Here is a 23,869-nt window from a genome sequence, read left to right on the forward strand (position 1 = left end):
CATGCGCTGGGTGTGCATTCTTTTTCCGCAATTGGCGCTGGACGCGGTACTGCGTCAGCGCGCCGACCCCGATGAGCCGCTGGCGCTGCTGACCGGCCCGGCGCAACGTCGGGTGTTGCAGGCGGTCAACGTTTCGGCGCGGGCGCTGGGCTTGCGACCCGGTCAGTCGATGACCGCCGCCCAGGCGTTGAGCAAAGGCTTTGTCACGGCGGAATACGACGCTGCCGAGATCGAACACTGGCAGCAGTTTCTCGCCGCGTGGGCCTACCGCTTCAGTTCCCAGGTCAGCGTGCATTACCCGCGAGCGGTGGTGTTTGAAATCGAGTCCAGCCTGGGGCTGTTCGGGGACTGGCCGCAACTCGAAGCACGATTGCGCGCCGAACTCGGCGAGCTGGGGTTTCGGCACCGGATCGTTGCGGCCCCCAACCCGGTGGCGGCGCGGATTCTGGCCAATGCCTATGACAGTCTGGTGGTGCCCGACGACCAGGCCTTGCAGCATCATCTGGGGCAATTGCCCGTCGACCGGATCGGGCTGGAGACCAGCGTCGCCACGGCGTTGTCGCGCATGGGGTTGCGCACCTTGAGCCAGGTGCAGGCGTTGCCCCGGCACAGTCTGGCCCGGCGTTTCGAGTCTCAGGTGCTCAAACACCTCGATGCCCTGTCTGGCACGCGGCGACTGGCCCTGGCGTTCTACCTGCCACCGGACCGTTTCGATGTGCGCATCGAACTCAATTTTGACGTGCAGTCCCATCAGGCGCTGCTGTTTCCGTTGCGCCGGTTGACCGGCGATCTGTCGGCGTTCCTGTGCGGTCGCGACAGCGGCGTGCAACGTTTCGACCTGCACCTGGAACACGCCGGGTTACCTGACAGCGTGATCAAGGTCGGTCTGCTCAGCGCCGAGCGCGATCCGGCAATGCTCTTCGAATTGGCCCGAGGGCGCCTGGAACAGGTTCAGGTCGAGGCGCCGGTGCGCGGTTTTCGCCTGCGCGCCGAAGACTTGCCGGCCTTCGTTCCCCAGTATCAGGAACTGTTCGACGATCGTCCGCAGCAGTCCTTGCCCTGGGAGCAACTGCGCGAACGCTTGCGCGCGCGGTTGGGGGATGACGCGGTGCAGGGATTGCGGTTCCAGGCCGATCACCGGCCGGAGTGTGCGTGGCAGGCCAGTGCCGACAGCCAGCGTTGCGGGGGTATGTCGGGCGTGCAGCGTCCGGGCTGGTTGTTGACTGAACCACAGGCGGTGCACGAAGGTTCGACGCGTGTCCTCATGGGCCCGGAGCGTATTGAGTCCGGTTGGTGGGACGGCGGCGACGTGCGCCGCGATTACTACCTGATCGAAACCCGTTCCGGCCAGCAGGGCTGGGCCTATCGCGCAGTCGGTGAGGACGGCCCGTTGTGGTTGCAGGGCTGGTTCGCATGAGCATCGGCTATGCCGAGTTGCACTGCCTGTCGAACTTCAGTTTCCAGCGCGGTGCTTCCAGCGCCCTTGAACTCTTTCAGCGGGCAAAAAAACAGGGCTATCAGGCGCTGGCGATCACCGATGAATGCACCCTGGCGGGCATCGTCCGCGCCTGGCAAGCGGCCAGATCCGTGGAACTGCCGCTGATCATCGGCAGCGAAGTGCGTATCGAGAACGGTCCGAAACTGGTGCTGCTGGTGGAGAACCTCGAGGGCTACCAGAACCTGTGCCGGTTGATAACCCGAGCGCGGCGGCGCACGCAGAAAGGTCAGTACCAGGTGCTGCGGGAGGATTTCAGCGAGCCATTGCCGGGACTGCTGGTGTTGTGGGTGCCGGATGCGGTCGATGATTTTCAAAGCGGCCATTGGCTGAAACAGACGTTCGCCGAGCGCCTGTGGCTGGCGGTCCAGCTGCATCGCGGCCAGGACGATAGCCGACGGCTGAACGAGCTGTTGATGCTGGCGCGGGAACTGCGCATCCCGGCAGTGGCCAGCGGCGATGTGCACATGCACACCCGTGGCCGACGCGCCTTGCAGGACACCATGACCGCCATCCGTTATCACGTGCCGGTGGCCGAAGCCGGGTTGCGCCTGCACCCCAATGGCGAGCGGCATCTGCGCAGCCTCGATGCCTTGCAGTCGATCTACCCGCAAGCGTTGCTCGATGAAACGGTGACCATTGCCCGGCGTTGCACCTTTGATCTTGGCCAGTTGCGTTATCAGTATCCGCGCGAACTGGTGCCGGAAGGTCACACCGCCGCGTCCTGGCTGCGCGAGTTGACCGAATGCGGCATTCGCGAGCGCTGGCCCGAAGGCGCGAGCGAGAAGGTGCGCGGGCTGATCGACAAGGAGCTGGGGCTGATCGCCGAGCTGGGGTACGAAAGCTATTTCCTGACCGTGCAGGACATTGTCGCCTTCGCCCGACGCGAGAAAATTCTCTGTCAGGGGCGAGGTTCTGCGGCCAACTCGGCGGTGTGTTTCGCCCTGGGCATCACCGAGATCGACCCGGAGCGCATGAACATGCTGTTTGAGCGCTTTCTCTCGAAGGAGCGCAACGAGCCGCCGGATATTGATGTGGATTTCGAGCACGAACGCCGCGAAGAAGTCTTGCAGTACGTGTTCCAGCGTTATGGCCGGACCCGTGCGGCGCTGACCGCGGTGGTCAGCACCTATCACGCGGCCGGCGCGGTACGCGATGTGGCCAAGGCGTTGGGTTTGCCGCCGGACCAGATCAATGCCCTGGCCGATTGCTGCGGCCACTGGAGTGATGAAACGCCACCCGTGGAGCGCCTGCTTGAAGGGGGCTTCGACCCCGACAGCCCGGTGCTGCGCCGGGTGTTGGGCTTGACGCAACAGCTGATCGGTTTCCCCCGGCACCTGTCCCAGCACCCCGGCGGCTTCGTCATTTCCGAGCAGCCGCTGGACAGCCTCGTGCCGGTGGAAAACGCGGCGATGGCCGAGCGCACTATCATCCAGTGGGACAAGGATGATCTTGATGCGGTCGGGCTGCTCAAAGTGGATATTCTGGCCTTGGGCATGCTCAGCGCGATTCGTCGTTGTTTCGACCTGCTGCGCCGTCATCGCAACCTGGACTTGAGCCTGGCGACGGTGCCCTCCGAAGACCCGCAAACCTACGACATGATCAGCCGTGCCGACACCATCGGCGTGTTCCAGATCGAATCCCGGGCACAAATGTCGATGCTGCCCAGGCTCAAGCCCCGCAAGTTTTATGACCTGGTGATCGAGGTGGCGATCGTTCGCCCGGGACCTATTCAGGGCGGGATGGTGCATCCGTACCTGCGGCGGCGAAACAAGGAAGAGCTCGAAAGCTACCCCTCCGAAGAGTTGAGGGAAGTGTTGAAACGTACTCTCGGTGTGCCGCTGTTTCAGGAGCAGGTCATGCAGATTGCAATTGTCGCCGCCAGCTACAGTCCCGGCGAAGCGGATCAGTTGCGCCGCTCCATGGCGGCCTGGAAACGTCACGGTGGTCTCGAACCGCACAAGGATCGCCTTGCTGCAGGCATGAAGAAAAAAGGCTACACGCCAGAATTCGCCGCGCAGATTTTCGAGCAGATCAAAGGCTTTGGCAGCTATGGATTTCCCGAGTCCCACGCCGCCAGTTTTGCCTTGCTGACCTATGCCAGTTGCTGGTTGAAATGCCACGAACCGGCGGCCTTCGCCTGTGCGCTGATCAACAGCTGGCCCATGGGTTTTTATAGCCCGGACCAGATTCTGCAGGACGCTCGCCGGCATCATTTGCAGATTCGCCCGGTGGACGTGCGCGCCAGCGACTGGGATTGCAGCCTCGAACCGATTATCGGCGCGCAGCCGGCGATTCGCATGGGGCTGCGGATGATCAAGGGTTTTCGCGAAGACGATGCGCGGCGAATCGAAATCGCGAGGTCGAAGGGGGCGTTTATCGACATCGCCGACCTCGGCGAACGGGCGCGGCTCGATGCCCGTGCGCAGGAGCAACTGGCCGATTCCGGCGCGTTGCGAGGGCTGGCCGGTGATCGGCATCGGGCGCGCTGGGAGGTGGCGGGGGTGCAGAAACAATTGGGTTTGTTCGCCGGTTTGCCGAGCCAGGAAGAGGACGCGGTGGTGTTGCCCAAACCCACGGTCGGCGAAGACCTGCTGGCGGATTACAACAGCCTCGGCACCACCCTCGGCCCGCATCCGTTGGCCCTGTTGCGCGGCGAATTGAAAGCCCGGCGTTGCCGCAGTTCGAGGGAGCTGCTGGAGGTCGAGCATGGCCGACCGGTCAGCGTCGCCGGGCTGGTGACCGGTCGCCAACGTCCGGGCACCGCCAGTGGCGTGACCTTCGTCACCCTTGAGGACGAGTTCGGCAACGTCAACGTGGTGGTCTGGCGTGACCTGGCTGATCGGCAACGGCAGGTGTTGGTCGGATCGCAGTTGCTCAAGGTCGATGGGCGCTGGGAGAAGGAAGGCGAGGTGCGGCATTTGATTGCCGGGCGTTTGAGTGATTTGAGTCCGCTACTCGACGGCATCCATGTGCGCAGCCGGGATTTCCACTGACCTGTGGCGAGGGAGAGCTTTTGTGTGAGGGGATTTTGTGGCAAGTGAGCTTTTTTGTGGCGAGGGGATTTATCCCCGTTCGGCTGCGCAGCAGTCGTAAACCCGGTGAGCGCGGTTAATCTGAAACTATTGCGGTAGCTGGTTTTAGGGCTGCTTCGCAGCCCAACGGGGATAAATCCCCTCGCCACAAAAGCTCCGTCGCCACAGGTTTTGTGTGGCGGCTGCTTACTTGGAAACAGGCCAAAACCGCTCGCCACCCCCCGGTGCATCCGTCCACGCCTGCAACGAGCGGGTCGGCAAGTCGAAATAATCCCGGGTACGCGCATACCCATGCCCACCCATCCGCCCGATCGCATCGAGTCCCAGTTGATCGATGTACAGGGTTTTCGGGTCAATCAGTTCGTCTCGCACATGGGCCATCAGCACTTCGCCGAAGATGATCTCCCGAGACTGCCCGATGGACAGCGCCATCATTCGTCGGCACTCCAGTGCCACGGGCGCCTCGCCGATGCGAGGGCATTTCACGGTGGTTCCGGGAATGGCCGTGAGGCCGGCGGCGGTCAGTTCGTCGAAGCCGGGGGCAAAGGGCACGGCGCAGACGTTCATGGCTTCCACCAGCGCATCGCTGACGATGTTGACGGTGAATTCCTGATTGAGCTGGATATTGCGGGTGGTGTCCTTGGGGCTTTGGTCGCCGTAGTTTTCCACGCCCAGTGCGAGGATCGGCGGGTCGGCCGACAGCGCATTGAAGAAGCTGAACGGTGCGGCGTTGATTCGTCCTTCGCCATCAATCGTGGTGACCAGGGCGATAGGGCGAGGCACCACGCTGCCGATCAGTATCTTGTATTTGTCCCGCGCACTCAGGGTGCGGAAGTCGAAGCTTTGCATGGGCAGAAATCTCTAGAGAAGGGGATCCATTGCGCTCAGCGGCGCGTGTGCGCTGTAGTCGTCGGCGAACGGGATGGCCGGTTTGAACAGGGTTTTCCAGTCCGGTTGGCCAAACGCCCGATCGCTGTGGCTGCGCATCAGTGTTTCGAATTGTCGTTGGGCCTGGCGTTGCAGGTCGGGGTAGTCGATGCCTTGAACCTGACCGTCCTGCATCACGCAGCGGCCATCAATGAAACTGGCGATGCAGTCGTCACCGCGCCCGGCCAGCACCAGGTTTTTCAGCGGATCGAACAGCGGCCCCAAATGCAGGCCGCGAAGACTGAACACCGTGATGTCGGCCTTGCACCCCGGCGCCAGTCGGCCGAGATCATCACGCCCCAGCGCCTTGGCCCCGCCGAGGGTGGCGGCGTTGTACATATCCAGCGTGCTGGTCAGCGAACCACCGCCCTCCATCAAACGAGCGATGTTCAACCCCTGACGCATGTTCTCCAGCACATCCGCCGGCCAGGTGTCAGTGCCCAGCGCAAAGTTGATGCCCTTGGCCCGATAGCGCCCGAACGAGTTCAGTGCCTCGCCGTCCCGGGCAAACACCACCGGGCAATGCACCAGGCTCGCGCCGCCATGCACCACCCGTTGCAGGTCTTCATCACCATGGGTGTAGATGCCGTGGGGCAGCAGGCTGCGCGGCGTCAGCAGACCCAACTGCTCCAGCCACGCCAGCGGCGAAACACCGCGCAACTGCTCAACCATCGCCACTTCGCCAAGGCCCTGACAGCAATGCAAACGCATCGGCGCTTTCAGCTCATGGCTCAGCGCGGCGGTGCGATGCAGCAGCGCCGGGGTGCAGGTCTGGACGCGATCCGGCAGCAGCGCGCCACGAATCAGACCATCATGTGAACTGTCAAAATCCTCGAAAAACCGCACCGCCGCGTCGAGCCCGGCCATGCCCCGTGCTTCATCCCAGTGATGCCCAAGGCTTCCATCGGCGCGCCAGTAACTCATGCCGCTCATGTAGCAGGGGCCAAGGTAAGTCCGCAGTCCAAGCTCGGCTGCCACACCGGCCACCGCAGCAAATTCGTCGTAGGTCTCGGCCCACTCGCGGTAGTACATCGAGGTGATCGGCATGGCGGTGGTGATGCCATTTCGGATCAACTGCGTGAAGGCGTAGCGGTACTTGAAGACTTCTTCATCCGCGGTGTAACTCTCCCGTGGACCGGCGGCCAGATAGTCTTCGGACCACATCCGGCCCATGTCGCGCTCATCGCCGTTGTCCAGCGTCAGCACCGTGGAATCGAGGTCGCCGAGTGCATCCAGGTCGATGAAACCGGGGCCGATCAGCGCGTTGCCGTAATCGATCCACTGATCCACCGGCCCCGGGTAATCACGCCCGACAAACACAATCCGCGAGCCTTCGAACACCACTTCGCCGTCGCGCCACAGCACATGCTGCGTGCCGTCGAAACCGACCACGCAGCTGCTTTTCAGGCCAATGCGCTTCACAAACGGCTTTCCAGCAGTCGGCCGCCGGAGGCAATCAGCTCGCCGCGCCGGTAAACCTGGCGCACGGGCCGCGAAACCACCGCTTCACCCAGCGTCTGTACCGGCATCAGCAGGAAGTCCGCCGGTTGACCGGTCTCCACGCCAAAATCTTCACAGCCCAGCGCCAGCGCGCCATTCACGGTCGCCGCTGCAAACGCCGCCGCGAGTTCCTCGTCCTTGTTCAGGTCGAAACGAAACGCCAGCAGCATCGCCCGTTCCAGCATGTCGCCGTTGCCCATGGGTGACCAGGCGTCACGAATACCGTCCGAACCCAGGCACACATTCACCCCGGCCTCGCGCAATGCCAGGAACGGCGGCACCGCGCAATCGGCGGGTGCCGAACTCATCAACGAAATCCCCAGCGCCGCCAGTCGTTCGGCCACCGGTTTGACCTGGCTCCACGGCAGCATTCCGAGGCAATACGCATGGCTGATCATTACCCGTCCATGACGCCCGTAATGCTCGGTGTAATCGGCGATCAGCGCGATTTGCCAAAGCCCCAGTTCACCTTTGTCGTGCAGGTGAATGTCGACACCACGGTCGAATTCGCTGGCCAGTTTGAACACGAAATCGAGCTGGGCGACGGGGTCGTTGTCGATGCCGCAGGGGTCGAGGCCACCGACGTTTTCCACGCCCAGGGCCATGGCTTCGCGCATCAGTCCGGCGGTGCCGGGACGGCTGATCAGACCGGTTTGCGGGAACACCACCAGTTGCAGGTCAATCAGGTCGCGGTAGCGTTCGCGCAGTTGTTGCATGGCTTCGACATGGCGCAAACCGAAGTCCGGGTCGATGTCGACGTGGCAACGCATGATCAGGGAGCCGCGAGCGATGCAGTTTTCCAGCAGGGCGCCGGCGCGTTCGGCGATGGGACTCTTCACGTCACGCAGCACGCGGCGCTCGTTGGTGATGTAATCCTTGAGCGTCGGCCCGGCGCTGTTCGGGCGCCAGGGTTGGCCCCAGAGGGTTTTGTCGAGGTGGACGTGGCTTTCCACCAGGGCCGGGGTGAGCAGTTGGTTCTGGCCGTCGATGTCGGTGGCGGTCAGGGCCGCGGACGATGCCGGGCGGCGCTGTTTAAACAGGCCGTTTTCGATCAGCAGGTCTTCGGCGGTGGAGCCGTAGGGGCGCACGTTGCGCAGCCAGCGGGGTTGGGTCATTTCAAACCTCTGATTCTGTGTTGTGTGTCAGGGCCTCATCGCTGGCAGGCCAGCTCCCACATTGGATCTGCGGCGTTCACAAAACGCCTGTGGGAGCTGGCCTGCCAGCGATGGCCGCGACTCGGTGTTAAGTCAGCCCTTGAGCTTCGACCAGATCCGGTCCTGCAGCGCCCGCGCCTTGTTGCTGCACTCTTTCTCGGGGCGCAGGCGCGAGGCGAACTCGTCGGGCATGTTGATCGCATCCATGACCCGCCATTTGGCGTCGATCAGCTTGTCGCTCTGAATGCCGTTGTCATAGGCGATGGCGTTGGACACGGCGGCGGCGTTTTCCGGTTTCATCATCCAGTCGATGAAGATCTTCGCGTTGCCGGGGTGCGGGGCGCTTTTGGGCACGGCGAAGTTGTCCTGGAACATCGCCAGGCCTTCCTTCGGATACACGTATTTGATCGTGCTCTTCTGCAAGGTGGCGCGGGCGGTGGAGCCATTCCAGTTCTGCATCATGATCACTTCGCCGGAGGCCATGCGGTCGACGGTGTTGTCCGAGCTGTACATCTTCAGGAACGGCTTCTGCTTTTGCAGCAGCTCCAGAATGCGCTTGGCGTCCTGCGGGTTTTCGCTGCACTCGTCGACGTTCAGGTAGTGGCTGGCGGCATTGATCACGCTGCTGGACGTATCGAGGGCGGCGAGTTGCCCCTGCAGTTCCTTGCGCGGTTCGAAGAACTCTTTCCACGAGTCGTCGAGTTTGCCGCCGGGCACGCGTGCGCTGTCATAGGAAAACCCGGTGGTGCCCCACAGGTACGGCGCCGAGAACTTGCGGCCAGGGTCGAAGCTCGGGTCGCGAAACGCTGGTTTGACGTGCTTGAAATTGGGCAGGGTCGACGCGTCGATTTCCAGCAGCAGGTCCTGATTGATCAGGGTGCGCATGATCGACTGCGACGGCACGATCACGTCATACGCCGCGCCGCCGGCCTGCAACTTGGCGAGCAGGGTTTCGTTGCTGTCGTAGCCGTCCATGGTGACCTTGATGCCGGTCTCCTTTTCGAACTTGGCCAGCAAGTCCACGGGGTAGTAATCGGTCCAGTTGTAGAAGAACAGTTCCTTGGGCTCGGCGGCCTGAACGCTGAACGCAGTGAAGCAACTGAGGGCCAGACCGGCGACGCCGTAACGCATGCTTTTTGTTTTCATAAAAGAACGCTCCAGGATTATTGGTTTTTGCCGCGCTGTCCCAGCCAGAAGGCCAGCACCACCAGCACGATGGAAATCACCAGCATCAGGGTCGAGATCGCGTTGATCTCCGGCGTCACGCCGGCCTTGATCGCCGAGAAGATGTACACCGGTAACGTCGTCGAACCGGGACCGGCCACAAAGAAAGTCATGATGAAATCGTCGAGGCTGACCACGAACGCCAGTACCGAACCGGACAACACCGCCGGCCACAACAATGGCAACGTCACCCGGCGGAACACCTGCCATGGGTTGGCGTACAAATCGTTCGCCGCTTCCAGCAGGCTTTTGTCCAGGTCATTCAACCGCGCGCGGATCGGCAGGTAAGCGAAGGGAATGCAGAAGCCGATGTGCGCGATGATCACCGTCAGCAAACCGAGCTTGATCCCCAGCGCCATGAACAGCAGCAACGTGGCCACGGCGGTGACGATCTCCGGGAGGATCAGCGGCAGGTTGATCCCGCCCTCGACCATTTTCTGCCCGTAGAACGGCCGGTAAGTCGCCAGCGCCGCGAGCAGCGCAATGGCCGTGGCGCAAACCGTGGCGATGCTGGCGACGATGATCGAGTTCAGCGCCGCGGTCTGGATCGACGGGTTGGCCAGAATCCGCCCGTACCAGGCGAACGAAAACTCGGTCCATACCGTCGCCGAGCGATTGGCGTTGAAGCTATAAGCAATCAACACCAGGATCGGCACGTACAGATACGCCAGGATCAGCAGGCTGACTTCGCGGGTCAGCGGCAGTTTTTTCAGGTGCAGGGCGATCATGCGGTGGCTCCCCGACGAAGCGTTTTGGCGGCGCTGCGGCTATAAAGGGCGTACAGCACCAGGGACAGCAGCAGAATCCCCAGCAACAGGAACGACAGCGAACTGCCCAGCGGCCAGTTGCGGGCGGTGCCGAACTGTTGCTGGATCAGGTTGCCGATCATCAGCGTCTTGCCGCCGCCGAGAATCGCCGGGGTGATGAAGGCGCCGAGGCTCGGCACGAACACCAGCAACGCACCGGCAATCACGCCGGGCATCGACAGCGGCAGGATGATCCGCTTCAGTGCGTGCCAGCGATTGGCGCCGAGGTCGTAGGCGGCTTCCACCAGACGCCAGTCGAGTTTTTCCAGGGTCGAGTAGATCGGCAGAATCATGAACGGCAGGAAGCTGTAAACCAGCCCGACGCTGACGGCGAAGTCGTTGTAGAGCAGGGTGATGCCGCCCGCCTGCGGGAACAGCGCGTTGAGGCTCTGGGCAACCCAGCCGTGTTCGCGCAGGATGATCAGCCACGCGTAGTTGCGGATCAGCAGGTTGGTCCAGAACGGAATGGTTATCAGCAGGACCATGAGGTTGCGCCGGCGCGGGGTCAGGCTCGACATCCACAACGCCACCGGAAAGCCGAACAGGAAGCACAGCAACGTCGTGCCGCCGGCCTGGAACACCGAGCGCAACAACGCCTGGGCGTAGACCCAGTTCGGTTCCAGTTCACCGTCGAAACCTTCCTGGAAAAACAGCTGCACGTAGCTTTGCAATTGCCAGTCGGCCTGCCAGTCGACACCGCCATACACGTTGCGCGGCAGCAGGCTGATGTAGCCCATGATGCCCAGCGGGATGGCGATCAGCGCGAGCAAGGTCAACACCACCGGGCTGAGCAACAGCGCGCGGTTGAGAGCGGGAGAAGTGCTGCTGACGCTCATCTCAGGCCTCCATCAACAGGCAGGCGTGGGGTGGGAGGTTGACCGCGATGCGATCACCGACCACCCGGCCGCGGTTCAGGCCTTCGTTGTTTTCGCGCAGCATGACCTTGATGTCGTTGTTCAAGCGGCATTGGTAGAGGGTCGCGGTGCCGACATACAACACCGCTTCGATCACGCCGCGCAGGTGATGCGGTTGTTCCGGTTCAACCAGTTGCGAACGCTCCGGGCGGAACGCCAGTTGCACGTTGCTGCCGTCGAAGCCCTGGTCCGGGCAGGGGATTTCCACCGGCATGCCGCTGGGCACGAAAAGTTTTTCGTTCTGCATGCCGCGCTTGAGGTGGCCGGGCAGGAAATTGATGTCGCCGATGAACTGCGCGACGAACTGATGCTGCGGCCGTTCGTAGATATCGTTGGGCGTGCCGATCTGCAGGATCTTGCCGGCGGACATCACGGCAATGCGATCGGACAAGGTCAGGGCTTCTTCCTGATCGTGGGTGACGAAAATGAAGGTGATCCCGGCTTCCTTCTGCACGCGCTTGAGCTCGACCTGCATCTCTTTACGCAGCTTGAGGTCCAGCGCCGACAGGGGTTCATCCAGCAACAGCACTTTGGGCTTCGGCGCCAACGCCCGGGCCAGGGCCACGCGTTGTTGCTGACCGCCGGACAATTCGGCGGGTTTGCGCCTGGCCAGGTGTTGCATCTGCACCAGCGCCAGCATCTCATCGACGCGCTGAGGAATAACCTTGTGATCCAGGCCCTGCATCTCGAGGCCGAAGGCGATATTCTGCGCGACAGTCATGTGCGGAAACAGTGCGTAACTCTGGAAGACGGTGTTGACCCGGCGCTTGAACGGCGGCAAATCATTGACCGGCTCGCCCGCGAGACGAATGTCGCCCTCGCTGACGTGTTCGAAACCGGCGATGGTGCGCAGCAAGGTGGTTTTGCCGCAGCCGGAAGGACCGAGCAGGGTGAAGAATTCGTTGTCGGCAATGTCGACTGAAACGTTGTCGAGGGCGGGAGCCAGCCCCGGATCGTCGGAATACCGCTTGGAAACGTTACGCACTTCGATGGCGATTGGTTGACCCATAATGGTGCAATCCTCTAATTATTGTATGCAATATCTGGATGCAATCTACAAATAACCGGATTAATCTGCTCGTGCAACCCCCTTTTTCAAAGGCTGCTCATTCGCCTGGGGCCGGTTGTTTAGCGCTAAGGGAGTGTTCGAATGACCGACAAAAAACTCGAGACCACGGTTGACCGCGTCTACCAAGGGGTTTACGAGGCGATCAGCAAACGTTCGTTGCGTCCCGGCATGAAGCTCGGCGAGGCGTCGCTGGCCGAACTTTTCAATGTCAGCCGCACGTCGGTTCGTGCCGCGCTCAAGCAATTGGAAGCGGACGGCCTGGTCACCACCGAGCCCAACAAAGGTGCGTCGGTGTCGCTGCCCAGCGACGAAGAGATTCGTTCGTTGTTCGAAACGCGGCGCTTGATAGAGATCGGCATCGTCAGCGAACTCTGTCGCCGGCGTGATACCGCGGTGACCCAGGACCTGCGCGATCACCTGCTGCTGGAGGATGAAGCACACCGCAGTGGCGACCACGAACGGCTGATTCATCTACTCGGCGAATTCCACATCAAACTCGCGCGAAGCCTGAACAACCCGGTTTTGCTGGACTGGTTCCAGAAGCTGATTTCCCGCGCCTCGCTGTACGCCGCCGCGCTGGATGACGACAGCCACGAGGCCTGTCGCGACGATGAGCACCTGCGCCTGATCGAGTACATCGAGGCCGGCAACCAGAGCGCTGCGATCGAACTGACCTGCATGCATTTGAATGGCATCGAGAAGGCGATCCTCGACGTCGCGGCCACCTTGAAAACTGGCTACCATCCGCTCAAGCACCTGATCGAGGTGTAGCCACCCATCTTGAATCTGACGCTCCCACAGGGATCTGTAGCTGCCACGGATTGCCGCAAGAATCAGCTAATCTCTATGAAACCATTGGCAGCCGCGATGCTCGAAACAAACGGGCGCCAATCACAGGACTCAGAATCAGTCGATGCAGTTTCTAGACGATAGCCACGGGTGTGCCGGATGGGACGGCGAAATGGCCGGACGCATCCGCGCGTTCGACTGGAGCGTGACCGAGCTGGGGAGTATCGACACCTGGCCCGCCAGTCTGTGCAGCTCGGTGCAACTGCTACTCGCCTCGCCACTGCCGATGGTGATGCTGTGGGGCCGCCCCGGTTACATGATCTATAACGATGCGTACTCGTCGTTCGCCGGTGGCCGACATCCTTATCTGTTGGGCGCTCCGGTGGAATTGGGCTGGCCGGAAGTCGCCGAGTTCAACCGGCATGTGGTCGATACCTGCCTGGCCGGCGGGACCTTGTCCTATCACAACAAAGAACTGGTGCTGTTGCGCGACGGCGTCCCCGAAGACGTCTGGCTGGATCTCTATTACAGCCCGGTGGCCAATGACGAGGGAACGCCGGCCGGTGTCATGGCGATGGTGGTCGACACCACTGACCATGTGATTTCCGAGCGCCGCCGCCAGGAAGCCGAAGATGCCTACCGCGCCGACAATGAGCGAGTGCGCCTGGCGTTGAATGCCGGTGCCTTGCTCGGCTCGTTCGTCTGGGACATCAAGGGCAATCTGCTCTCCGGCGATGAACGCTTTGCCCGGACCTTTTCCTATCCGGCCGGGCACAACCTCGGCGACTTGCCAACGGACTTTGCTGAAGCGCGGATTCACCCCGACGACCGCAGCTGGGTCAACGAGCAGGTCAATAAATCCGTGACCACCGGCGAGCCCTTCAATGCCGAATATCGTGTAGTGCGCCCCGACGGCAGTTATCTGTGGGTGCAAGCCAGTGGTTGCTGCGAGTTCGATGAGCAAGGCGAACCATTCCGCTTTCCCGGGGTGTTGATCGACATCCACGAACGCAAGACCGCCGAAGAATCCCTGCTCAAGTTCACCCGAAACCTGGAGCAGCGCATCGCCGATGAAGTCGGAGCGCGGCTGGCGGCAGAAGAGCAGCTGCGCCAGTCTCAGAAACTCGAAGCTATCGGCGGACTTACGGGGGGCGTGGCCCATGACTTCAATAACCTGCTGCAGGTGATCGCCGGCAACCTGCACTTGCTGGCACGGCATGAGCCGGACAATGCCAACGTGCAGCGCCGGGTCAGCGCATCGATTGCGGCGGTGGAGCGTGGCTCGAAGCTGTCCTCGCAATTGCTCGCGTTCGCCCGCCGACAGCCGCTGTCGCCAGCGGTGTGCGACCCACGGCAAATCTTCGAAGGCCTCGGCGAGCTGTTACAACGGGCGTTGGGCGAAACCATCCAGATAGATGTGCGCCTGCCCCGAGCGTCCTGGTACATCAACGTCGATCGCAATCAACTGGAAAACGCGATTCTCAATCTGGCCATCAATGCCCGCGACGCCATGCAGGGTGAAGGGACCATCGAACTGAGCGCCGAGAACGTCGCACTCGACCGCCAGTTCTGCGCAGGCAAGGGGATTTCGGCGGGCGATTATGTCCGTGTCGCCGTGGCCGATATGGGCGCCGGCATGTCGCCGCAAGTGCTCGCGCAAGCATTCGAACCGTTTTTCACCACCAAGGCCGATGGCCAGGGCACGGGGTTGGGGCTGAGCATGGTGTTCGGTTTCGTCAAACAGAGTGGCGGGCACATCGAGATGTCCAGCGTCGAGGGGCAGGGCACTCGGGTGCAGCTGTATTTCCCGCGAAGCCTGCGGCCTCTGCTCAGTGATACGGTGCACCATGACACACCGCAACGCGGCGGCCACGAAACCATCCTGGTGGTCGAGGACAATGAAGCGGTGCGCAGCTCGGCAGTGGAGTTGTTGCGTGAAGAAGGTTATCAAGTCCTGACGGCTGCCAACGGCGATGCCGCCATGCAGATGTTGCTGGACGGCCTGGCGGTGGAGCTGATCTTCACCGATGTGGTCATGCCCGGGCTGATCAAAAGTTCGGATCTGGCGGCCTGGGCCAAAGTGCAGACGCCACCGGTGGCCGTGCTGTTCACGTCCGGCCACACCCGTGACATTATTTCGCGCAATCACCAACTCAGCCCCGACACGTATTTGCTGAGCAAACCCTATAGCCCCGAGGCATTGACCCGGATGGTCCGCACGGTCCTCAATGGCTAACCCCGGAACCTGAAGGTGCTGCCGAAGGCTGCGATCTTTCGATCTTAGACGTCGCGCCAAAGAAAAATAAAAAGATCGCAGCCTTCGGCAGCTTCTACATTCTGAATCGCGTCCATCCGCTCGCAAACAACATTCAAGGCACCCCATGACCTCCAAGCGCACCTCCAATCCTCCTTCCGGCATGGTCAGAGTGCGCGGCGCCCGTGAACACAACCTCAAGAACGTTGACGTCGATATCCCGCGTGATGCGCTGGTGGTGTTCACCGGCGTATCCGGCTCCGGGAAGTCGTCCCTGGCCTTTTCGACCCTGTACGCCGAAGCGCAGCGGCGCTATTTCGAGTCCGTGGCGCCGTATGCGCGGCGCCTGATCGATCAGGTCGGTGTGCCGGACGTCGACTCCATCGAAGGCCTGCCACCCGCGGTCGCCTTGCAACAACAGCGGGGCACGCCGAGCACGCGGTCTTCGGTGGGCAGCGTGACCACGTTGTCGAGCCTGATCCGCATGCTGTACTCCCGCGCCGGCAGTTATCCGCCGGGGCAGCCGATGCTGTACGCCGAAGACTTTTCGCCCAACACACCCCAAGGCGCTTGCCCGGAATGTCATGGTTTGGGGCGGGTGTATGAAGTCACCGAAGCCCTGATGGTCCCGGACCCGAGCCTGACCATTCGCCAGCGCGCGGTCGCTTCCTGGCCCACGGCGTGGCAGGGGCAGAACCTGCGGGACATCCTCGTGACCATGGGCTACGACGTCGACAAACCCTGGCGCGACCTGCCGAAAAAGCAGCGCGACTGGATTCTCTTCACCGAAGAAACCCCGACCGTTCCCGTGTATGCCGGGCTCACACCCGAAGAAACCCGAGTCGCCCTCAAGCGCAACATGGAGCCGAGTTACCAGGGCACCTTCACCGGTGCCCGGCGCTACATCCTGCACACCTTCAGTCATTCGCAAAGTGCGCTGATGAAGAAGCGTGTCTCGCAATTCATGCTCGGCAGCCCGTGCCCGGTGTGCGACGGCAAACGGCTCAAACGCGAGGCGTTGTCGGTGACGTTCGCCGGTTACGACATCGGCGAGTTGTCGCAAATGCCGTTGCTGCAAGTGGCTGAAGTGTTGAAGCCGGTGGCGGCGCACAGTTACCTCGAACAGGCCGATGAGGCGGGCGAGGTCTTGACCCACGACCAGACCCGCGAAGCCCGTGAGCAGCGAGTGGCCCACGGCGCCAGTGGCCACGCCAACGCGCCGGATGTGCGCCACACGCCCAACCTGTCGGTGGAAAAACGCCTGGCCGCGCAGCGTATCGCTCAGGATCTGCTGGAGCGGGTCAGCACGCTGACCGATCTGGGGCTCGGTTACCTGGCGCTGGAGCGCAGCACGCCGACGCTGTCGTCCGGTGAGTTGCAACGCTTGCGCCTGGCGACACAACTGGGCTCGCAGCTGTTCGGGGTGATTTACGTGCTGGATGAACCGTCGGCCGGTTTGCACCCGGCGGATGGCGAAGCGCTGTTCGAAGCCTTGCAGCGCCTGAAAGCCGCGGGCAATACCTTGTTTGTAGTCGAGCATGACCTGGAAACCATGCGCCGCGCCGACTGGCTGATCGATGTGGGCCCGGCGGCGGGCGAGCATGGCGGTCGTATCCTGTACAGCGGGCCGCCGCAGGGGCTGGTCGACGTGACGAACTCGCAGACGCGCGCGTACCTGTTCGCCGATCAGGTCCGTCAGCCGCAAACCAGCCGCAAGCCGACCGATTGGCTACGGCTGGAAGGCATCACCCGCAACAACCTGAGTAATCTCAGCGTCGAGTTTCCGCTGGGCTGCTTCACTTCGGTGACCGGCGTTTCGGGGTCCGGTAAATCAAGCCTGGTTAGCCAGGCGCTGCTGGAACTGGTGGGCGCACATCTCGGGCGTGGCGCGAGTGACAGCGAACCCGAGGAACTGAGCCTGGAAGACGATGCACCGCAAGTCAGTGGCGGCCAGGTCAGCGCAGGGCTGGAATCGATCAAGCGTCTGGTGCAAGTCGATCAGAAACCCATCGGCCGCACGCCGCGCTCCAACCTGGCGACCTACACCGGGCTGTTCGACAATGTACGCAAGTTGTACGCCGCGACAGCCGAGGCGCAGGCCAAAGGCTATGACGCCGGCCAGTTCTCCTTCAACGTCGCCAAGGGCCGCTGCCCGACCTGCGAAGGCGAGGGTTTTGTCAGCGTCGAGTTGCTGTTCATGCCCAGCGTCTACGCGCCATGTCCGACTTGCCACGGTGCACGCTACAACCCCGAAACGCTGGCGATTACCTGGCAGGGGTTGAACATTGCCCAGGTGTTGCAGTTGACGGTGGACGAAGCGGTCGAGGTGTTTGTTGAGCAACCGGGCATCCGTCGCTCGCTGGAAGTGCTGCGGGATATCGGTCTGGGTTATCTGCGTCTCGGGCAGCCGGCGACCGAGTTGTCCGGCGGCGAGGCCCAACGGATCAAACTGGCTACCGAACTGCAACGCAACCAGCGCGGCGCAACCCTGTATGTGCTTGATGAGCCCACCACCGGGTTGCATCCGCGGGACGTCGATCGCTTGCTCGAACAACTGAATACGCTGGTGACGGCGGGGCACACGGTGATTGTCGTCGAACATGAAATGCGCGTGGTGGCGCAGAGTGACTGGGTGATCGACATCGGACCGGGGGCAGGGGATCAGGGTGGCAGGATTGTCGTGGCAGGGACGCCGCAGAAAGTCGCCAAGAGCAAAAAAAGCCGGACGGCGCCGTTTTTGGCTCGGTTGCTTGGGGGTGCTTGAGAGATGGGGTGCCTTTGCCGGCCTCATCGCGGGCAATCGGATCGCCGCCCGCCGCTCCAACTTGCCCGCGATGGCGGTCTATCAGGCGCAGTCGAGGGTGCGACGAACCTTGTCCAGCAATTCGCTGATCTGGAACGGTTTGATCAGCATGTCCATGCCATCGCCGAGGAACACCTGGCGATTGAGGGCGTTTTCCGCGTAGCCGGTCATGAACAGGATCGGCAACCCTTCGCGCCAGCCACGGGCGACGTCCGCCAGTTCCCGGCCGTTCATGCGCGGCAGGCCCACGTCCGTCAGCATCAGATTGATGGAAGGGTCGTTTTGCAGGCGTTCCAGTGCACCTTCGATATCGCCGACCTGTGTGCAGCGATAACCGGCATCCACCAGCACTTCGGTCACGAACATGCGCACCGCCGGCATGTCTTCGACAATCAACACATGCTCACCCGAGCCTTGCGGGTCAACGACTGAAGGTTCTTCTTCAACGGTGCCCGGATCAGCCGAGGCAGGCAGCATGATGGTGACTTCGGTGCCGCGTCGCGCCACGCTGCGGATGTGCGCGTCGCCCCCGGATTGCCGGGCGAAACCATAAATACTCGACAGCCCCAGCCCGGTGCCTTGGCCCAGTGGCTTGGTGGTGAAAAACGGGTCGAACACCTTATCGATTACGCTGTGTTCGATGCCGGTCCCGTCGTCGCGCACCGACAGCGCGACATACGCCCCGTCCGCCAGTTTCAGGTCCCCGTGGGAGTACGCCGCGTAGGTGCTGACCCAGATATTGCCGCCTTGGGGCAGCGCATCGCGGGCGTTGATCACCAGATTCAGCACCGCACTTTCCAGTTGAATCGGATCGACCAGCGCAATCGCGGCTTTGGAGGTCAGTTCGAGTTTCAGCGCGATGTGTTCGCCGATGGTGCGCATCAGCAATTCTTCCAGCGAACGGATGTGTTCGTTGATGTCCACCGGCCGTGTATCGAGCGGTTGCTGGCGGGCAAAGGCCAGCAGGCGATGAGTCAGCGAAGCGGCACTGGTGGCCGAGTTCAGCGCCGCTTCGGTGTAAAACCGGACCTTGTCGGTGCGCCCGTCGGCGACGCGTTTCTGGATCAGCTCCAGGCTGGTGATGATGCCGGTCAGCAAGTTATTGAAGTCATGGGCGATGCCACCGGTGAGTTTGCCCAGCGCATCCATCTTCTGCACTTGCAGCAACTGTGCTTCGGTACGCACCCGTTCGGCGATTTCATGTTCCAGCTGCGACGTCGCATCATCCAGCCGGGCCAGATGCGAACGTTCGCGGTGGCGATGTTCGGTGACGTCCTCGACGAACACCAGGCTCAGCTCCGGCGTGCGATAGGGCGAAATCTGCCACTCGGTTTCCCGCAGCTCACCTTCGAAGCGCATGTTCAGCGTGCCTTTCCAGCGCTCGCCAGCGGCCAGGCGCAAGCGCAGTTCGTCGAGGATAAGTTCCTGCTGGTCGGCGAAGCACTCACGCAGGGCGTCCGGGTTGCGATTGTCCTGGATCAGCCGGGCGAACGCGTGATTGCATTCGTGCACCTTGAACTGTGCGTCCAGCACGGCAATGGGCGCCGAGACGTTGACGAAAATGTCGCGAAAACGTGCTTCGCTTTCACGCAGGGCGTTTTCCGTATCGCGGACCCGCAGCAGCGTGCGCAAGGTCGCGAGCAACACGTCCGGGTCTATGGGGTGGATCAGGTAGGCGTCGGCACCGGCGTCCAGACCGGTAATGATATCCCCGGTCTGGATGGACGCGGCGGACACGTGGATCACCGGGAGCAGTGCAGTGGCGGCTTCGGAGCGTAGTTTGCGCACGATGTCGAAACCGCTCATGTCCGGCAGGTTGACGTCGAGGATCAGCGCGTCGATGAACTCGCTGTCGATCAGGGCGAGCCCGTCGCCACCCGTACCCGCTTCGAGCACGACATAGCCATGTCGCTCCAGACGTCGACGCAGGGCGTAGCGCGTGGCAACGTTGTCATCGACGATCAGCAGTCGGATATCACGTTTCATCGGCGGGCTCCATGGCGATGGCCAGCGGGATGATGACAAAGAAGGTCGAACCGACCCCCGGTGTACTCTCGACCCCGACCTCACCACCCAGCAGTGCAGCGAAGCGCTTGCACAAGGACAGACCCAGGCCAGTCCCGCGCAAGCGTTTTTGCAAGGGTGAGTCGACCTGGGAGAAGTCCTCGAACAATGCGCCATGCAGCTCCGCAGCGATACCTATTCCGGTATCCGTCACGGCGAAGCGTACCTGGTCGCTGCCCTCCAGCTGCGCCGAGACGCGGATTTCGCCGCGTGTGGTGAACTTCAACGAGTTGGAAATGAAGTTGCGCAGAATCTGCGCGAGCTTCTTGTCGTCGGTATAAAGCCTTGGCAATCCAACGGGTTCTTCGAAAATCAGGTCCACGGCGCTGGCATCGACAATCGGGCGGAACATGCCGCGCAGCGCGGCGAACAGGTCGAACATGTCGAACCAGGCCGGCGATATGGTGATGCGCCCGGCTTCGATTTTCGCCAGGTCCAGCAGGTCGTCGACCATGTCGCTGAGCTCGCGTGCGGCGTTACTGACGAACGCCACCTGCTTGTGCTGTTCCACGCTCAACGGTCCGTCGAGTTCATCGGTCAACAGGCTGGCAATGCTCAGGATCGAGCCCAGCGGCGTGCGGAACTCATGGCTCATGTACGACAGGAATCGGCTTTTCAGGTCAGAGGCCTGGCGCAACTGTTCAGCCTGGGTGTCGAGTTCGGCGTACAGCGCCAGAACCCCCTGATTGGTCTCGTCCAACTCTTCGCGCAGGGCATTGGCTTCGCCCTGCAATTGCGCGATCAGCGCGGCCTGTTCGTCGATCTGACTCAGGGGTGTCTCAGCCATGGGCTGTCTCCAGAGCAATGACCAATACCGTGACATCGTCCCGTCCACGGCAGAAATCGCGGTGCAGAATGGCCGCGATCACAGCGGGATGGCGGTGCACCAGGCCGGGGTAATCCTGCAGGTTCCAGCGGGACTGCAGACCGTCGCTGTACATGATCAGCAAATGTCCGTTCACGTGGGCATAGTCAAAGGGTTGCGCTTTGCGGTATTGCCCACCGACGATGCCGGGGTGGGAGGCCATACCGCGGGATTTGTCCGGGGCGATCAGGCAGGCGCCGATGTTGCCGATACCGACGAATCTCAGCGCGTTGGCCTCGCCATCGAACTGAGCGATGGCCAACGCGCCGCCACGGGTGCCGGTCATGGCGCTATGGATGTCTTCAAGCAGCAGCAGCGGCGAAGCGAACGGCGACTGGGCGAAGGCTTTTTCGCCGGCGCGGGCGGCACGTTCGGCTTCCTCGCCATGCCCCAGACCGTCGATCACCAGCGCACTGATGCGCGGGCCGTCGAAGGCCAGGTGCCAGACGTCACCGCAGGCCGGATCGCCGTGCAGCGAATGTTGGCTGACGCCCATGCGTCGGTCCGGCGCCTTGTCGCTGCGCGAGTAAAACCGCGTCAACAGCACGGCCCCGCGCGCATCGGCAAATGCGTCGAACACATCGGCCTGGCGCGACACCGCGCCAAGGCCGATGCCCTGGGTACCGTGGGTGGAAAATCCGTCGGCCAGGCACGCCTGCAAATCAAAGCCCTTGGCGCGGTCGATGGCGAGCATTTCGATCCCTGCACCTGACATTCGTGGCACCACCCTCAGGTGTAGCTCGCCTCGGGTGGCGTGCTTGAGAATGTTGCTGGCAAGCTCCGTGGCCACCAGCGCCACTCGTCCGGCATCCGTGGCGTCAAAGCCGTTTTTTTCCGCGAGTTGCTGAGCGCTGCGGCGTGCGTGACCGATCTGGCTGCTGTCTTCGATGATTAATACCTGCGTCATCGAACCGCCGATATTCATGTCCATCGGGTGATCGTTATGCGAGTGCCTTTGCCGGGCGCGGTGTCGAGTTCGAACTCTTCCACCAGCCGCTTGGCACCGGTCAGGCCCAGGCCCAGGCCGCTGCCGGAGGTCCAGCCATCAGTCATTGCCAGCTTGATGTCGGGGATGCCCGGCCCTTCGTCGCGAAAGACCAGGCGCAAACCGGTGCGCGCGTTTTCGTCGAGGATTTGCCAGTCCATGTCACCGCCACCACCATACACCATGGTGTTGCGCGCCAGCTCGCTGACGGCGGTCACCAGTTTGGTCAGGTCGATCAGGCGCATGCCGCATTCGGTGGCCAGCTTGCGCGCCAACTGTCGGGCCAGCACGACGTCTTGTTCAATGTTGATCGGATGAGTGCCGCTGCTGCGCACGGTCATTGCTCGCGTACCCGATCCTGAAGCAGTTTCATTCCGCGCTCGACATTCAACGCGGTGCAGACGCCAGGCAATGTAAGGCCGAGCTCCACCAGGGTGATGGCCACGGCAGGTTGCATGCCGACCAGTACGGTCTGGGCATCCATGATTTTCGATAGCCCGGAAATGGTGCCGATCATCCGGCCGATGAACGAGTCGACCATGTCCAGCGCAGAAATATCGATCAACACGCCCCGGGCGGATGTCCGGCTGATGCGTTCGGACAAATCATCCTGAAGCGTCAGGGCCAACTGGTCGTGCATGTCGACCTGGATGGTCACCAGCAGGAAGTTGCCCATCTGCAAAATCGGAATACGCTCCATCGGCTCAATCTGCCTTGCTGACGGTGATGCCCAGTCGGGTCAGGGCCAGTTTCAGCGCATCGGCCAGGTTGGCTTTGGTGACCACGCCTTGCAGGTCCAGCCCCAGGTGCACGATGGTCTGGGCGATCTGTGGGCGCACGCCGCTGATGATGCAATCGGCACCCATCAGGCGAATGGCGGTCACGGTTTTGAGCAAGTGCTGGGCGACCAGGGTGTCGACGGTCGGCACGCCAGTGATGTCGATAATGGCGATTTCCGACCCGGTGTCGACGATGCGCTGTAACAGCGATTCCATCACAACCTGGGTGCGTTGCGAGTCGAGGGTGCCGATCATCGGCAGCGCCAGTACGCCGTCCCAGAGCTTGACCACCGGGGTCGACAATTCAAGCAGTTCTTCTTGCTGGCGCTTGATCACTGCTTCGCGGGATTTCTGGAACGTGCGGATGGTGTGCATGCCCAGCGCGTCGAGCAGTTCGGAGACTTCCCAGAGCTGTTCGGCCAACAGGGCCGGATTGTCCTGGTAATGATTTTGCAACAGTGCAAACAGAGGGCCTTTTAGCGCAAAGATGAAACTGGCGGTCTGCTGCGAGTCCTGGCCGAGCAGGGCGCGGCTATGGGAGAGCTTTTCCAGAAACTGGCGAATCTCGTCCCAGCCAGGCGCTGCTACATTCTGGCTGTTGCCGTTTTCAAGGCCAGCGACGATCAACTGCAGAAATTCCGAAGTCTCCTGCTTCAGATCCTGTTCTTTGATATTGCGTGTGGCACCACTGGTCTCAAGGCTGTTAGCCCAATCGGCAAGCAGTTGGGCCTGATTTGTTTTCATCGCATTGAGTGTGGTGGTTTGCAGTGCTGCCATGTGCCTTGACTCCCTGGAAGTGTGCGCCGATTCCTCAAAAAACGACCGGTGCAAGTCAGTGACATTTCTCGTATGAAATAGTTGTCTTCCCACGCTGGATATTTTCATCCCGTTCACCGATGGAACGATGCCTGACGTAAAGCTTCGAATTTACAAGGCCGGTGTTTCAGCCGCGCATTGCCAGTGATGAACGAGGTGCATATGACCGATCAACGTGAGCTTGAGGAAAACGCTACAACCGCCGAACCGGAAAGTGCCGATAAAGCGGTTGACCAGAAGAATCGTCACACCGACAACGACAATGAGTTCAGCCCGGGCTTCAAGCCGCATCCGGATCGCCCGAAACCTGGCGAGGAGACGGACGCCGACATCGATACCGACGGCGGCTAGTACCGGCTACTGGCGCAAAAAAAGACCGCCTCCATGGAT

At 61.9% G+C, this 23,869-nt stretch carries 19 protein-coding genes; 6 read left to right on the top strand and 13 right to left on the bottom strand.

Translation table 11 applies throughout. From position 1 onward, the window contains the following. Position 1: 1 nt before the first annotated feature. Positions 2-1,417: a Y-family DNA polymerase gene (locus tag ACM6I5_RS08720; protein WP_414883604.1), complete on the top strand. Its 1,416-nt coding sequence runs from the start codon at positions 2-4 to the stop codon at positions 1,415-1,417. Further along, complete coding sequence (locus tag ACM6I5_RS08725; RefSeq protein WP_414883605.1) at positions 1,393-4,491, top strand: error-prone DNA polymerase; 3,099 nt, start codon at positions 1,393-1,395, stop codon at positions 4,489-4,491. Before ACM6I5_RS08720 ends, ACM6I5_RS08725 begins: the two co-directional genes overlap by 25 nt. A gap of 225 nt (positions 4,492-4,716) precedes the next feature. On the opposite strand, the gene ACM6I5_RS08730 is transcribed toward ACM6I5_RS08725, so the two are convergent. The 7 genes from ACM6I5_RS08730 to ACM6I5_RS08760 all read right to left on the bottom strand — a co-directional run bounded on the left by ACM6I5_RS08730 (position 4,717) and on the right by ACM6I5_RS08760 (position 12,064). After that, positions 4,717-5,379, bottom strand: coding sequence for a flavin reductase family protein (locus ACM6I5_RS08730; protein ID WP_017339198.1), 663 nt, complete (start codon positions 5,377-5,379; stop codon positions 4,717-4,719). 12 nt (positions 5,380-5,391) lie between these two features. Then, entirely contained in the window at positions 5,392-6,879 is a 1,488-nt protein-coding gene (locus ACM6I5_RS08735; protein WP_414883606.1) for an amidohydrolase family protein, read from the bottom strand. Then, the gene (locus ACM6I5_RS08740) at positions 6,876-8,072 is read right to left on the bottom strand and encodes an amidohydrolase family protein (RefSeq protein ID WP_414883607.1); all 1,197 of its coding nucleotides are present in this window, start codon (positions 8,070-8,072) and stop codon (positions 6,876-6,878) included. The genes ACM6I5_RS08735 and ACM6I5_RS08740 overlap by 4 nt, the downstream gene beginning before the upstream one ends. A gap of 132 nt (positions 8,073-8,204) precedes the next feature. After that, complete coding sequence (locus ACM6I5_RS08745; RefSeq protein ID WP_414883608.1) at positions 8,205-9,257, bottom strand: extracellular solute-binding protein; 1,053 nt, start codon at positions 9,255-9,257, stop codon at positions 8,205-8,207. 17 nt (positions 9,258-9,274) lie between these two features. Continuing rightward, positions 9,275-10,063, bottom strand: a complete 789-nt coding sequence (locus ACM6I5_RS08750; RefSeq protein WP_017339194.1) for an ABC transporter permease — start codon at positions 10,061-10,063, stop codon at positions 9,275-9,277. After that, on the bottom strand, positions 10,060-10,977 hold the full coding sequence (locus tag ACM6I5_RS08755; RefSeq protein WP_017339193.1) for an ABC transporter permease: 918 nt from the start codon (positions 10,975-10,977) through the stop codon (positions 10,060-10,062). The genes ACM6I5_RS08750 and ACM6I5_RS08755 overlap by 4 nt, the downstream gene beginning before the upstream one ends. 1 nt (position 10,978) lies before the next feature. Then, positions 10,979-12,064 carry an ABC transporter ATP-binding protein gene (locus ACM6I5_RS08760; protein WP_414883609.1) on the bottom strand — a complete coding sequence of 362 codons (1,086 nt, stop codon included), beginning with the start codon at positions 12,062-12,064 and terminating at the stop codon, positions 10,979-10,981. A 141-nt stretch (positions 12,065-12,205) separates the two neighbouring features. On the opposite strand from ACM6I5_RS08760, the gene ACM6I5_RS08765 reads away from it, so the two are divergent. The 3 genes from ACM6I5_RS08765 (at position 12,206) to uvrA (ending at position 17,931) form a co-directional block, all read left to right on the top strand. Then, positions 12,206-12,895 (top strand): GntR family transcriptional regulator, encoded by a 690-nt coding sequence (locus tag ACM6I5_RS08765; RefSeq protein WP_010460977.1) that lies wholly within the window; start codon positions 12,206-12,208, stop codon positions 12,893-12,895. A gap of 142 nt (positions 12,896-13,037) precedes the next feature. Continuing rightward, a complete protein-coding gene (locus tag ACM6I5_RS08770) occupies positions 13,038-15,149 on the top strand; it encodes an ATP-binding protein (RefSeq protein ID WP_414883610.1) in 2,112 nt (703 codons plus the stop codon). Between the two features lie 145 nt (positions 15,150-15,294). Continuing rightward, positions 15,295-17,931 carry an excinuclease ABC subunit UvrA gene (gene uvrA, locus ACM6I5_RS08775; RefSeq protein ID WP_414883611.1) on the top strand — a complete coding sequence of 879 codons (2,637 nt, stop codon included), beginning with the start codon at positions 15,295-15,297 and terminating at the stop codon, positions 17,929-17,931. A gap of 81 nt (positions 17,932-18,012) precedes the next feature. On the opposite strand, the gene ACM6I5_RS08780 is transcribed toward uvrA, so the two are convergent. Genes ACM6I5_RS08780 through ACM6I5_RS08805 form a run of 6 tightly spaced genes read right to left on the bottom strand, consistent with a single transcriptional unit; the run spans position 18,013 to position 23,440 of the window. Next, on the bottom strand, positions 18,013-19,956 hold the full coding sequence (locus ACM6I5_RS08780) for a response regulator (protein ID WP_414879779.1): 1,944 nt from the start codon (positions 19,954-19,956) through the stop codon (positions 18,013-18,015). Next, on the bottom strand, positions 19,946-20,821 hold the full coding sequence (locus ACM6I5_RS08785) for a sensor histidine kinase (RefSeq protein WP_414879778.1): 876 nt from the start codon (positions 20,819-20,821) through the stop codon (positions 19,946-19,948). The genes ACM6I5_RS08780 and ACM6I5_RS08785 overlap by 11 nt, the downstream gene beginning before the upstream one ends. Beyond that, positions 20,814-21,824, bottom strand: a complete 1,011-nt coding sequence (locus ACM6I5_RS08790; RefSeq protein ID WP_414879868.1) for an ATP-binding protein — start codon at positions 21,822-21,824, stop codon at positions 20,814-20,816. The genes ACM6I5_RS08785 and ACM6I5_RS08790 overlap by 8 nt, the downstream gene beginning before the upstream one ends. Continuing rightward, entirely contained in the window at positions 21,821-22,225 is a 405-nt protein-coding gene (locus ACM6I5_RS08795; RefSeq protein ID WP_253428672.1) for an anti-sigma regulatory factor, read from the bottom strand. The genes ACM6I5_RS08790 and ACM6I5_RS08795 overlap by 4 nt, the downstream gene beginning before the upstream one ends. Then, on the bottom strand, positions 22,222-22,584 hold the full coding sequence (locus tag ACM6I5_RS08800) for an STAS domain-containing protein (protein ID WP_253428671.1): 363 nt from the start codon (positions 22,582-22,584) through the stop codon (positions 22,222-22,224). Before ACM6I5_RS08800 ends, ACM6I5_RS08795 begins: the two co-directional genes overlap by 4 nt. 4 nt (positions 22,585-22,588) lie before the next feature. Next, positions 22,589-23,440, bottom strand: a complete 852-nt coding sequence (locus ACM6I5_RS08805; RefSeq protein ID WP_414879777.1) for an STAS domain-containing protein — start codon at positions 23,438-23,440, stop codon at positions 22,589-22,591. Positions 23,441-23,641: 201 nt separating this feature from the next. Between ACM6I5_RS08805 and ACM6I5_RS08810 the strand changes: the two genes are divergently transcribed. After that, the gene (locus ACM6I5_RS08810) at positions 23,642-23,830 is read left to right on the top strand and encodes a hypothetical protein (protein ID WP_017339189.1); all 189 of its coding nucleotides are present in this window, start codon (positions 23,642-23,644) and stop codon (positions 23,828-23,830) included. Positions 23,831-23,869 lie beyond the last annotated feature (39 nt).

The sequence above is a fragment of the Pseudomonas sp. IT-P171 genome, from assembly GCF_949767765.1.
Lineage (GTDB): Bacteria > Pseudomonadota > Gammaproteobacteria > Pseudomonadales > Pseudomonadaceae > Aquipseudomonas > Aquipseudomonas fluorescens_B.